This window comes from Streptomyces sp. NPDC047072 (assembly GCF_040643855.1).
GTDB lineage: Bacteria > Actinomycetota > Actinomycetes > Streptomycetales > Streptomycetaceae > Streptomyces.
The window spans coordinates 1-11646 of the sequence record NZ_JBEYVC010000256.1 but is presented as its reverse complement, the minus strand read 5'-3'; the positions used below and the strand labels follow the sequence as shown (position 1 = coordinate 11646).

The 11646-nt window shown below is 71.5% G+C and carries 10 protein-coding genes; 5 read left to right on the top strand and 5 right to left on the bottom strand.

Features of this window, described 5'->3' with window-relative positions:
• On the top strand, nucleotides 1–794 hold a 794-nt coding region (locus ABZ896_RS49680), incomplete at its 5' end, for an erythromycin esterase family protein (RefSeq protein WP_360945079.1).
• On the opposite strand, the gene ABZ896_RS49675 is transcribed toward ABZ896_RS49680, so the two are convergent.
• Together ABZ896_RS49675 and ABZ896_RS49670 are read right to left on the bottom strand one after the other, a co-directional pair.
• Complete coding sequence (locus ABZ896_RS49675) at nucleotides 791–1120, bottom strand: hypothetical protein (RefSeq protein ID WP_360945076.1); 330 nt, start codon at nucleotides 1118–1120, stop codon at nucleotides 791–793. The genes ABZ896_RS49680 and ABZ896_RS49675 overlap by 4 nt on opposite strands.
• A 121-nt stretch (nucleotides 1121–1241) precedes the next feature.
• The gene (locus ABZ896_RS49670) at nucleotides 1242–2138 is read right to left on the bottom strand and encodes a GNAT family N-acetyltransferase (protein WP_360945073.1); all 897 of its coding nucleotides are present in this window, start codon (nucleotides 2136–2138) and stop codon (nucleotides 1242–1244) included.
• Nucleotides 2139–2494: 356 nt separating this feature from the next.
• Between ABZ896_RS49670 and ABZ896_RS49665 the strand changes: the two genes are divergently transcribed.
• Together ABZ896_RS49665 and ABZ896_RS49660 are read left to right on the top strand one after the other, a co-directional pair.
• Nucleotides 2495–3676 (top strand): beta-1,3-glucanase family protein, encoded by a 1182-nt coding sequence (locus tag ABZ896_RS49665; protein ID WP_360945070.1) that lies wholly within the window; start codon nucleotides 2495–2497, stop codon nucleotides 3674–3676.
• An 89-nt stretch (nucleotides 3677–3765) separates the two neighbouring features.
• Entirely contained in the window at nucleotides 3766–4869 is a 1104-nt protein-coding gene (locus tag ABZ896_RS49660) for a PP2C family protein-serine/threonine phosphatase (RefSeq protein WP_360945067.1), read from the top strand.
• On the opposite strand, the gene ABZ896_RS49655 is transcribed toward ABZ896_RS49660, so the two are convergent.
• Nucleotides 4826–7057: an MMPL family transporter gene (locus tag ABZ896_RS49655; RefSeq protein WP_360945064.1), complete on the bottom strand. Its 2232-nt coding sequence runs from the start codon at nucleotides 7055–7057 to the stop codon at nucleotides 4826–4828. The genes ABZ896_RS49660 and ABZ896_RS49655 overlap by 44 nt on opposite strands.
• 190 nt (nucleotides 7058–7247) lie before the next feature.
• On the opposite strand from ABZ896_RS49655, the gene ABZ896_RS49650 reads away from it, so the two are divergent.
• A complete protein-coding gene (locus tag ABZ896_RS49650; protein ID WP_360945061.1) occupies nucleotides 7248–7454 on the top strand; it encodes a hypothetical protein in 207 nt (68 codons plus the stop codon).
• On the opposite strand, the gene ABZ896_RS49645 is transcribed toward ABZ896_RS49650, so the two are convergent.
• Nucleotides 7451–8443, bottom strand: a complete 993-nt coding sequence (locus ABZ896_RS49645; RefSeq protein ID WP_360945058.1) for an IS481 family transposase — start codon at nucleotides 8441–8443, stop codon at nucleotides 7451–7453. The genes ABZ896_RS49650 and ABZ896_RS49645 overlap by 4 nt on opposite strands.
• 139 nt (nucleotides 8444–8582) lie before the next feature.
• Nucleotides 8583–9707: a sulfite oxidase gene (locus ABZ896_RS49640; RefSeq protein WP_360945055.1), complete on the bottom strand. Its 1125-nt coding sequence runs from the start codon at nucleotides 9705–9707 to the stop codon at nucleotides 8583–8585.
• 148 nt (nucleotides 9708–9855) lie between these two features.
• Between ABZ896_RS49640 and sthA the strand changes: the two genes are divergently transcribed.
• On the top strand, nucleotides 9856–11259 hold the full coding sequence (sthA, locus tag ABZ896_RS49635) for a Si-specific NAD(P)(+) transhydrogenase (protein ID WP_360945052.1): 1404 nt from the start codon (nucleotides 9856–9858) through the stop codon (nucleotides 11257–11259).
• Nucleotides 11260–11646 lie beyond the last annotated feature (387 nt).

Sequence of the window (11646 nt, the reverse complement as noted above, 5' to 3'; positions counted from 1 at the left end):
CAGCGGGAATGTCGTCGACACCGATCACCGCGAGGTCCCGCGGCGCCCGGCGCCCCCTCGACCACCTGCTCGGCCCCGACGAGCGGTGGACCGAGCCCGCCGCGATGCGGGACTCGTCCCGGTCCGTGGGTCGGAGCCCCGAGGCCCGGCAACTGCGGCTCCTCACCGACGACTTGACGGCTCTGCTCGACGCACAGACCCCGCACCTGATCGCGGCGACCTCACGGGACGACTGGGACCGGGCGCGCCTGTACGGCCGTACGGCCACCGGCCTGCTCCGGTACCACCACGCGATGGCGGACCCGTCACCTGTCCGCCTGGCCCACTTGCTGGCCGGCCGGGCGTCGATGATGGCCGCCAACCTGCTCGCCCTCGCCGAGCGGGGCCCGGCGCTGGTGTTCGCCCACAACGGGCATCTCCAGCGGGCCAGGGGCAGCATGCGGATGGGCGGACTGCCGCTGGAGTGGTGGAGTGCGGGAGCGATCGTCAGCAGCCGACTGGGCGAGGAGTACGCCTTCCTGGCCACGGCGCTCGGCACGATCCGCCACCACGGAGTGGACGTCCCGCCTGCGACCACCGTCGAAGGGCTGCTGTACGCGCTCCCACAGGACCGGTATGTCGTGGACACCCGCCGACTGGCCGCCGTCCACGACGACACACCTCTCGCTCCCCGCGTCTCCCCTTGGTTCGGCTACTCCCCGCTGGATCCGGCCCACTTGACCGATCTCGACGGACTCGTCTTCGTCAGGGACGCGCGCTCCAGCCGGGAGCCCGAGTCGGTCACGACCGTCTAGTCCTTCTCGAACGGCTCGTCGCTCCACCGGAACCAGGCCCGGTCGCCCTCGATGTGCAGCAGGAACTCGGCGACCGGGCCGTCCGGTGCGACCAGGGAGACACGCCGTGTGATCTCGTCGTAGGCCGCCTCCCACTCCTCCCGTCTGTCCTCGTCGTCCCGTTCGATCAAGGCGAGTTCGCGGGCGAAGAGCTCCCGTACCGACTCGTACGCCGGGCCGGCCGTGAAGCGGCCCGACAGCCAGGGGAAGTCGGCGTCGTCGATCAGGATCTCCCCGACGCCGTCGTCACCGCTGCGCACCTGCCAGACCTCGCCCTCGAACCCCACGCCCGCTCCTCCGACCACCGACGACGACACCGCACCCACTCCGCACCCACCGACGATCAGCATGCCACCCGGCACTGACAACCGGTCCGAACCGCCCGTCGGTGCCGGGTGGCGGCGCGGCTCAACGCGTCCGTACGGGCCGGAAGTTCAGTCGCTCCCGGACGACGGGATAGCCCGCCCTGTCGAAGTTGGCGGCCATGGGGAAGTTCCCCCGGTCGGTTGCCCCGGCGACGAACTCCGCGCCGTGCTCGACCAGGTAGTGCGTGCACTCGGCGAGCAGGTCGTAGGCGTACCCGTGGCCCCGCTGCTCCGGTACGACCCCGATGAACCCGATGCAGGGGCCGGACGGGTTGTACGCCGGAATGTGGATGCCGACCACGTCTCCCTCCGGGGTGCACGCGATCTGCCACCACTCGCGGGGCGAGGGACACCAGTGGAAGAAGTCGAGTTCCTCCTGCGCCGCCTTGTCGAGGCCTCCCTCCTCGATGGCCAGGAGGGCGTGCGCGTCGAGGGTGGCGGAGTGGATACGTCGCAACAGGTCGAAGAAGAGGGCGTCGTCGTCCTCGGGCCGGAACTCCAGACGCCCGGGCCGCTCGGGCAGCCCGTGCTCCGGTGTCCAGCGGTACAGGTAGCGCTCGACCAGGAGTTCGTAACCGCCTTCGCGTACGGAGCTGAAGCGAGCCTCGGCTGCGGCCCGCCGTAGCGGGTCCTCGCGCCAGTCGGGGGGCAGGTTCAGCTCGAGTTCGACCTGCCAGGGGGCGGTGCGCAGGAGTTCCGCTCCGGCCTCCTCCTCGCCTTCGGCGACGTCGAACCAGTTGATGTTGACGGGGTGTTCGTCGTCGGGGCCGCCCCACCAGGCGCCGCGGGCGACGACCTTGCCGTCGCGCAGGGCGACGCGCTTCCAGTCCGGGCGGTGGTGAGTGGCGCGGTGGGCCTCGCGGGCGCCGAGCGGGTCGGGAAGCTCGTCGAAGAGGGAAGCGTCGCGCTCAGTGAGCGCACGGATGACCAGATCGGTCATGGGTGGATTCCTCCGGGATGCGTACGGCGTGAAGCGCTCCCGGTCAGACGAGGCACGCCGGGGCGACGAAAAGGGAGCGCGGGGTCGATGTGGACTGCACGGCACTCGCCTCCTTCCGTCGTCTCGGGGCGTGGTGCCCGAACTTACGCGATCTCCAAGAGCGCTGTCCATCGGATTTGCACACCACACACGCACCACACACGCACCGCACACGCACCACACGCCCCACCGCTTAAGCGGCCCTTAACAGCGGATTAAGCACCGTCCGCGCTGTATGCCGACGCCCCGGCCATCCGTAGCATCGGGCAACGTTCACCCCCTGAGAGCGCTCTCAACGACCCGAGGAGATCCCCCACATGACCCCTCGCCACCAGCGTGGCCTCGGCCGCCGCAAGCTGCTGTTCGCCCTGGGCGGTGCGGTGGTCGCCGCTCCCGCCGTCGCCGCGGTGGCCCCCCACGCCCTCGCCGGTACGACCGCGGCCGGCGCGCTGCCCCTGACCGTCGTGAACAACACCGGTGCCTTCGACAACGCCAACGTCCACCTGTACGTCGTCGGCAACCTGGACGGCCGTCAGGTGCGGGCCACCCCGGACGGCACGCTCGCTCCGATCGCCCTCTCGGACAACGGCGCCGACGGCTACACCGACTACGCGATCAGCCTGGCGGGCAACGGCGAGACCACCCTCACCCTCCCCTACATGTCCGGCCGCATCTACGTCTCCCTCGGCGCGAAGCTGAAGCTCAAGGCGGTGGCCGACGGGAACGGCAACCCCGCGCTCCAGTACCCGGCGGGATGGGTGACCTCCGACCCCAACTACCCGGTGCTGCACGACTGCGCCGAGTTCACGCACAACGCGGCGGGGATGTTCTGCAACACCACCATGGTCGACATGTTCAGCGTGCCCCTGAGCATCCGGCTGACCGGCGCGCGGGACCAGACGACGGGGACGCTGCGTGCTTCCGGGCGGGCCGGTGCCTTCGCCGCCGTGCGCGAGGTGCCGGAGTTCGCGCCGCTGGTCGTGGACGACACGCGGGTCATCGCGCCGGGGCACGGTCTGGACGCGGGACTGTTCGCCAAGGACTACTTCGCGCCGTACATCGACGAGGTGTGGAGCACGTACACCGGCCGGGATCTGACGGTGACGACGAACGCGGGTGCGTTCACCGGCCGGGTGCGGGGCGAGCAGCTGGTGTTCACCGGGCCCGCGCAGGTCTCCTTCGCACGGCCGTCGACCCGGGACGTGCTGTTCTGCGACGGCAGCCTGGCCGCGCCGAACGACGGCACGACCGGCCCGGTCGCGGCCGTGCTCGGTGCCGGGTTCAACCGGTCGACGCTGCTCTCCCAGGCCGCCCAGCCGACCACCGACGCCGGAACCTTCTACCGGACCGCGCTCACCAACCACTACGCCAAGGCCATGCACGCGGCCACGGCGGACGGCAAGGCGTACGGCTTCGCCTTCGACGACGTGGCCGACCACGCCTCGTACATCCAGGACACGGCGCCGACGGGGATACGGCTGACGCTGACCCCGTTCTGACCGACGCCGAGGCCGACGCCGTTCTAAAGACAGGCTGCGCGTTCGCCCAAGAACATGCGCCGCCGCGCGCGCCGTAGCAGCGTAGTGGTGTGAGCGGAGTGCGTGGTCGGGCGGTGCGGCTCGACCGGGACCGGCGGAGCTGGCTGAGGGGCGCGCCGCCGCCGAGCTGGGTGCGGGTGCTGCCGGCCGCGCTGCTCACCGGAGTGTGCGTGGCGACCCTGGCGAGCCCCGATCCGCTCGACATCGGCTTCCTGCTGGGCGCGATCCCGCCGCTGGCCGTGCTGTCGTACGGTCCGGCGGCGACCGCGGTGCTGGGCGTGGCCGTGGTGGTCGTCCTGAACGTGCCGGCGTTCCGGCTCAACGATCCCGGCACCACCGACGTCCTGACCGTCGGCTTCGTCGCGGCCCTCAGCGTGCTCGTGTCGTTCGTGCGCAGCCGCCGGGACGCCCAGCTGGTGACCGAGCGGGCGGTCGCGGAGGCCGCGCAGCGCGCGGTGGTGCCGCTGCTGCCGGAGCGGGTGGGGCCGGTGCGGTGCGCGGGCCTGTACCGGGCTGCCCAGCGCGGGACGCTGGTCGGCGGGGACTTCTTCGACGTGCGGGAAGGGCCCGGTGGGGTCCGGGCGGTGATGGGGGACGTCCAGGGGCACGGCCTGTCCGCCGTCGCGACCGTCGCCTCGCTGCTCGGCGCCTTCCGGGAGGCCGTGCTGGACCAGCCGGACCCCGAGTCGCTGGCCGCGCGGCTGGACCGCAGGCTCGTCGTGGACTCCGCCGCCGTACGGCACTCGGAGCTGTTCGCGACGGCGCTGCTGCTGGAGTTCGCGGCGGACGGGACGCGGGTGCGGTTCGTGGCCTGCGGTCATCCGGCGCCCGTGCTGCTGCGCGCGAGCCGGGCCGTGGCCCTGGACGTCCCGGCGGGCAGCCCGCTCGGCCTGGGCCTGTCCGACGCCTCGCCGCCCGCCGGGGTGACGGTCCCGCTGCTCCCCGGCGACCGTCTCTTCCTCGCCTCGGACGGCGTGTGGGAGGCCCGGGACCGCACCGGCGCCTTCTACCCCCTGCTGGAGCGGCTGGCGGATTTCGCCGGGGCCGCGGACCTCACCGAGCGGGTCTGGGCCGACCTCGTCCGCTACGCCCCGGCCCTCCCGGACGACGTCACGATGCTGGTTCTCGCTCCCGGGGAGCCGCGGCCGGACTGACCTCGTGCTCGCCCTCCGCGTCGATGTGCGGCAGGACCCGGTCCAGCCACCGGGGCGTCCACCAGGCGTGCCGGCCCAGCAGGGTCATCACGGCCGGGACCATGAGCAGCCGTACGACGGTCGCGTCGATCAGCACGCTCACGGCGAGCCCCAGTCCGAGCATCTTGACCACGATGTTGTCGCTGACGATGAACGCGGCGAACACGCTCACCATGATCAGCGCCGCGCAGGTGATGACCCGCGCGGTGATCTCCAGGGCGTGGGCGACCGAGGCCTTGGCGTCCCCGGTGCGCAGCCAGGCCTCGTGGACCCGGGAGAGCAGGAAGATCTCGTAGTCCATGCTCAGCCCGAAGATGATCGCGAACATCATCATCGGCACATAGCTCTCGATGGGCACCTTGCCCGAGACCCCCAGCGCGGGCCCGCCCCAGCCCCATTGGAAGACGGCGACGACGACACCGTAGGAGGCCGCTATGGACAGGACGTTGAGGACGGCCGCCTTCAGGGCCACCAGGAGGCCCCGGAAGACCGCCAGGATGATCAGGAAGGCGAGCGCGACGACCACGCCGATGATCAGCGGCAGCCTGCTCGACACGATGTCCCGGAAGTCGACCTGGGCGGCGGTCGTGCCGGTGACGTAGCCCCGTGCGTCGGTTCCGGCGACCGCGGCGGGCAGGGTGTCGTCGACCAGCCGGTTGGTGAGGCCGGTGGTGGCGGCGCTCTGCGGGGACTCCTTGGAGTAGACGGTGCCGATCAGCACGTCGCCGTCCTTGGTGGGGGTCAGCGGGGTGACCGCGGCCGCCCCTGACACGTCGTTCAGGGTCTTCTGCGCCTTGTCGGCGAGATCCGCGCGCTGCGAGGACGGCACGGACGTCTGATCGAGTACGACGGTCAGGGGCCCGTTGGAGCCGGGGCCGAAGGCGTCGGTCATCCGGTCGTAGGCGCGCCGGTCGGTGAAGGAGGTGGGGTCGGCGCCGTCGCCGATGTGGCCGAGCTGGATCGAGAAGACCGGGATCGCGAGGACCACGACGGCGGTGACACCGGCGGCCAGGTAGCGCCAGGGGCGCCGCTCGACCCGCTGGGCGTACCGGTGCCAGGTCCCTTGAGGCGTTGAGCCCGCCTCGGCGACCGGCCGGCGCACCCGGTAGCGGTCGATCCGGGTGCCGATGAGGCCCAGCAGGGCCGGGACCAGCGTGAGGGCGCCGAGCACCGCGGAGACGACCGTGACGGCCGCCGCGAGCCCGAGTTTGCCGATGAAGGACACGCCGGACGCGGACAGTCCGGCCAGGGCGACGATCACCGTGCAGCCGGAGACGAGCACGGCCCGTCCGCTGGTGGCCGTGGCCCCGCCCGCCGCGTGCACGGGGTCGGCGCCGTCCATGAGGTGCTGCCGGTGCCGGGTGATCAGGAAGAGGGCGTAGTCGATGCCGACGCCGAGGCCGATCATCGTGGCCAGCGTCGGCGAGACGGTCGCGAAGGTGAACGCGGCGGCGAGCAGGCCGAGGCAGGCGAGCCCGCCGACCGCGCTGATCAGGGCGGTCAGCAGCGGGATGCCGGCGGCGATCACACTGCCGAAGCCGACCAGCAGCACGACGATCGCCACCGCGAAGCCGATCAGCTCGCTCACCCGGTCGTCGGCGGCGGGCCGCGCCAGCTCACCGAGCGGTCCGCCGTACTCCACATCGGCCCCGGCCGCCCGCAGCGGCTGTACGGCCTTGTCCACGCCGGCGAGGTAGCCGTCCCCGAGGGTCGAGGGCTGGGTGTCGAAACGGACGGTGATGTAGGCGGTCTTCCCGTCGGAGGAGAGCGGCCCGACCTTGGAGGCGGGCGCGGTCAGCGGGTTCTGGACCGCGAGGACGTGCGGCAGCTTGCCCAGGTCGGTGACCGCGCCGGACATCTGCGAGTCGAGGTCGTTCAACGGCTTCTGGGCATCGTGCAGGACGATCTGGCTGCTGTATCCACCGGCCGCCGGGTCGTGCCGCTTCAGGACGTCCAGGCCCTCCTGCGACTGCACCCCGGACAGCGAGAAGTTGTCCTCGTACTCCCCGCCGAAGGACCGGTTCAGCAGCTGTACGGCGACCAGGGCGACCAGCCAGCCCACCAGGACGATCACGAAGTGCCGGGCGCACCACTCCCCCAGCCTGCGCAGGGCGCCCTTCGGAGCCGGGTCCCTCCGGGTGCTGGTCATGGTGTCGTCTTCCCTGCCGACCCGAGCCCGGCCGCCCCCGAGCGGGCCCGTTCCTCCCATTACACGCCCGGCCGGTCACGGGAGCATCCCGGCGCCTCGGGATGCAGGGTCGGCCCGCGCGATGAATGGTGATAGCGGGACCGTTGACACCACCGGGACCGCACAACGATCCGGATCCGAGGAGCAGACCATGCCGACGTCACAGCCCGACGTGTCCGGGCCGTCCGAGGACCGTGCCACCCCGGACGACCTGCTCCACACCCGTACCGGCACCGAGGTGACACCCGAGGACGTGGTGCTCGCCTCCGGCAAGGACCTCACCCCCCACACCCTCGAATGGGCCCGCCGCAAACTGGAGACGGAGGGCCCGGCGGCACTGGAGAAGCTGCTGCCCTAGCTGTACTGCCCAGGGACGTTGGTCAACCTGGTGATGGGTGGTTTGCCGCCGGTCGCGGTGTGGGGTTGGTGGTGATTGTAGTGATGGAGCCAGGACGGAAGGGCTTTGCGGCGCGCTGATTCGCTGGCGTAGAAGCGTCCCAGGGCCCAGCCGTCGGCCAGGGTGCGGTGGAAGCGTTCGACTTTGCCGTTCGTCTGGGGCCGGTAGGGCCGGGTCTTCTTCGGCGTGATCCCGAGCTCGGCGCAGGCCTGGGACCAGTGCCGGGAGCGGTAGGCCGAGCCGTTGTCGGTGAGGACCCGCTCGATGCTCACCCCGCGTGCGGCGAACCAGTCCACCGCACGGTGCAGGACATCGACTGCGGTCGCGGCCGTCTCGTCATCGCAGATCTCGGCATAGGCGACGCGGGAGTGGTCGTCGACGACTGTGTGGACGAATGCAGTCCCGAGCAGCGGTCCGCGGTATTTGTTGCGGGGCCTGTCGGGTGTTGCGGCGCGGTTCCTGCGGCCCTGGACGCGTCCGACGTAGCGCCAGCCGCCGCCGTCGGGGACGTTGCCGAGTTTCTTGACGTCGATGTGGAGCATCGCGCCGGGGTGATCGTGTTCGTAGCGGCGGACGGGCTCGCCGGTGAGGCGGTCGATGTGGGACAGGCGGTTGATCCGACAGCGGGTCAGGACCGCGTGGACGGTCGAGGCGGACATGCCCAGCCGGCCGGCGATCTGGACCGGGCCCAGCCGCTGCTTCCAGCGCAGATGCACGATCCTGCGGACCTGGGGCTGCGGGGTTCGGGCCGGGCTGCGGTGCGGCCGCGAGGACCGATCGCACCTGGCGGTGGCTCCGGACTCGGCATAACGGTCGGCCCACCGCTTGGCGGTGGGCCAGGACACGTCGTAGCGCTCGGCCGCACGGGCGACCGGCCACCCGTCATCAACAATCAGACGCGCCAGGCGCAGACGGGCACGGGGAGTCAAAGCAGCGTTAGCGTGAGACACGAAGGCCTCCTGGATGGCGGAGCGGTTCCTCGACAGCTCCACTCCACAACCGGAGGCCTTCACCCGTCACCAGGATTCAGGCCCTGTCCGAGCACAAACTCGACCAACCTGCCTGGACAGTACACCTAGGGCCTGTCCGTCAGGCGGGGTCCTCCAAGCACAGCACCTCGACCCGCTGGACCAGGTTGACGGCGAAGCCGCCGCGGTTCCAGGGCTGTTCGAGCGGCTGGGTGTGGCCGTCGGCGTCGGTGGCCCGTGCGCTGAGCACGTGCTGACCCGGCGTCGCCGTCCAGGCGAAGCGCCAGCCCCGCCAGGCCCAGCGGTGGCCGGTGTCGGGCTCCAACTCGGCCTCGTGCCAGCTGTGTCCGCCGTCCGTGCTCACCTCGGCGGAGGTCACCGGCGCCCGCCCCGACCAGGCCCGCCCCTCCAGGACCACCGCGCCGGGCCGGACCACCCGGGTGCGGGACATGAAGTCCGGGAAGCCGGGCGGGACCAGGAGGGCGCGCGGGGCGATGCGGGTGACCGGCTCGCCGGGGTCCTCGGGGTGCTGCCGGAGCCGGTAGGCGACCGTCTGCTGGAACCCCTCGAAGGGTGTGTCGGTGACGGTGATGTCCCGCAGCCACTTCACGTGCGCCATGCCGTACCAGCCGGGCACGACCAGCCTCAGCGGGTGGCCGTGCTGCGGGAGCAGCGGCGCGCCGTTCATCTCGTACGCCACCAGCACCTCGGGCTCGGTGCCGGTGGCCACGTCGAGGGGCAGGGAGCGCTGGTAGTCCTGTTCGACACCGCGCTCCACGCCGTGGTCGGCGCCGGTGCACACCACGTCCACGGCGTCCGCCTCGACCCCGGCCTCGGCGAGCAGCAGCCGCAGCGGTACGCCCGTCCACTCGGCGGTGCCGACGGCCTCGACCAGCCAGGGCTGGCTGACCGGGCGGGGCGTGAGCAGGGCGCGGCCGTTGCCCGCGCACTCCAGGGTGACCCGGGTGGTGACGGCGGGCAGGGCCCGCAGATCGGCCGGGGTCAGGGTCAGCGGGCTGCGCACCCGGCCGCCGACCGCGAGATGCCAGGGGGTCCCTTCGGGGACGTACGGGATGTCGTAGTGCGTCAGGACGTAGTGCAGGCCCGGTGGGGTCAGGTCGTGGCGCAGGGCCTCCAGCGGGAGGCCGTGGTTGCGGGTGGCGAGCGCCAGTTCGTCCCGGCCGATGCCCTCGTCGGGGGCGGCCAGCCGGGCCGGGGTGCTCGCGTCGGCGAGTCGGTGGCCCATGGCCTCATTGTGGCGCGGCGGGGCCGGGCGTGCGACAGATACCGGGAGGGCGGGCCGTAACGTCCCGGTCACCTGGGGGAGTTCGCGGCGCCCAAGGTTTACCGCTCACCCTTTCCGAAGGGGTGTGCGGGCTGTCAGACTTCCGAGGGTGCCCGACTTCGACATGCTCGTCATCGGATCCGGTCCGGGTGGCCAGAAAGCCGCCATCGCCGCGGCCAAGCTGGGCCGCCGGGTCGCCATCGTCGACCGCCCCGACATGGTCGGCGGGGTCTCCATCCACACCGGCACCATTCCCTCCAAGACCCTGCGCGAGGCGGTCCTCTATCTGACCGGTCTCACCCAGCGCGACCTGTACGGGCAGAGCTACCGGCTGAAGGAGGACATCACCGTCGCCGACCTGACCGCGCGCACCCAGCACGTGGTCGGCCGCGAGGTCGACGTGATCCGCAGCCAGCTCTCCCGCAACCACGTGGCCCTCTTCGCCGGCACCGGCAGCTTCGTCGACCCGCACACGGTCACGCTGCGCGAGGTCACCGGCCATGAGCGGCTGCTGAGCGCCGAACACATCGTGATCGCCACCGGCACCCGGCCCGCGCGCCCGGACACGGTCGAGTTCGACGGCCGGACGATCATGGACTCGGACAACGTCCTGAACCTGGAGCGGGTTCCGCGGTCCATGGTCATCGTGGGTGCCGGCGTGATCGGCATGGAGTACGCGTCGATGTTCGCCGCGCTCGGCAGCAAGGTCACCGTCGTCGAGAAGCGGGCCGGGATGCTCGACATGTGCGACGTCGAGGTGATCGAGTCGCTCAAGTACCACCTGCGGGACCTCGCGGTGACCTTCCGGTTCGGGGAGACGGTGGCCGCCGTCGAACGGCATCCGCGGGGCACGCTCACCGTGCTGGAAAGCGGTAAGAAGATCCCCGCCGACGCGGTGATGTACTCGGCGGGGCGGCAGGGGCTCACCGACGACCTCGACCTCGACAAGGCGGGCCTGACGGCGGACCGGCGCGGGCGGATCACGGTCGACGAGCACTACCGCACCGAGGTGCCGCACATCTACGCCGTCGGCGACGTGATCGGCTTCCCCGCGCTGGCCGCGACGTCGATGGAACAGGGCCGGGCCGCCGCCTATCACGCCTGCGGCGAGCCGGTCGGGCAGATGCACAACCTCCAGCCCATCGGCATCTACACCATCCCGGAGATCAGCTTCGTCGGGCGGACGGAGGACCAACTCACCGAGGACCGCGTGCCGTTCGAGGTCGGCGTCTCGCGCTACCGGGAACTGGCCCGCGGCCAGATCATCGGCGACTCGCACGGCATGCTCAAACTCCTGGTCTCCGCCGAGGACCGGACCCTGCTCGGCGTCCACTGCTTCGGTTCCGGCGCCACCGAACTGATCCACATCGGCCAGTCCGTGATGGGCTGCGGCGGCACCGTCGACTACCTGGTCGACGCCGTCTTCAACTACCCGACCCTCGCCGAGTCCTACAAGGTCGCGGCCCTCGACGCCACGAACAAGCTCCGTCAGATCGACCGCATCGGCGACTGAACTCCCGTCAGGGCCAGGGCCTGTCCGGCGGATCATGCCGGCGTCGCGGGGCGGGGCACGCCCTCCCCCACTGCCTCAAGGGCGTGGGAGGTGCCCCCAGCCGCGTTGTCGTCACTCGCCGACTCCCCCACGCTCGAACAACCTCGCGCGGGAGGTGCCCCCATCGCGTCGCCCGCCGCGGCGGCGGCTGATCGGCACGGCTCCTCCGCCTTGCAGCCAGACGCACCCAGCCCCGCTCACCTGCACTCATCAGCACCGCCCCTTGCAGCCGGCCTGATCCGCCGGACAGGCCCTAGGTCGCTTCTGATGGCTCTTGTTTGGGTGGGTGGATCAGTGCCCCGTCTGGGCAGGGGCGTTTTATGGTGCGGCGGCATGAACTGACGGACG

Coding starts and splice junctions, on each gene's coding strand:
- ABZ896_RS49670 (WP_360945073.1), bottom strand. CDS start 2,138: ATGACCGATCTGGTCATCCGTGCGCTCACTGAGCGCGACGCTTCCCTC.
- ABZ896_RS49665 (WP_360945070.1), top strand. CDS start 2,495: ATGACCCCTCGCCACCAGCGTGGCCTCGGCCGCCGCAAGCTGCTGTTC.
- ABZ896_RS49655 (WP_360945064.1), bottom strand. CDS start 7,057: ATGACCAGCACCCGGAGGGACCCGGCTCCGAAGGGCGCCCTGCGCAGG.
- ABZ896_RS49650 (WP_360945061.1), top strand. CDS start 7,248: ATGCCGACGTCACAGCCCGACGTGTCCGGGCCGTCCGAGGACCGTGCC.
- ABZ896_RS49640 (WP_360945055.1), bottom strand. CDS start 9,707: ATGGGCCACCGACTCGCCGACGCGAGCACCCCGGCCCGGCTGGCCGCC.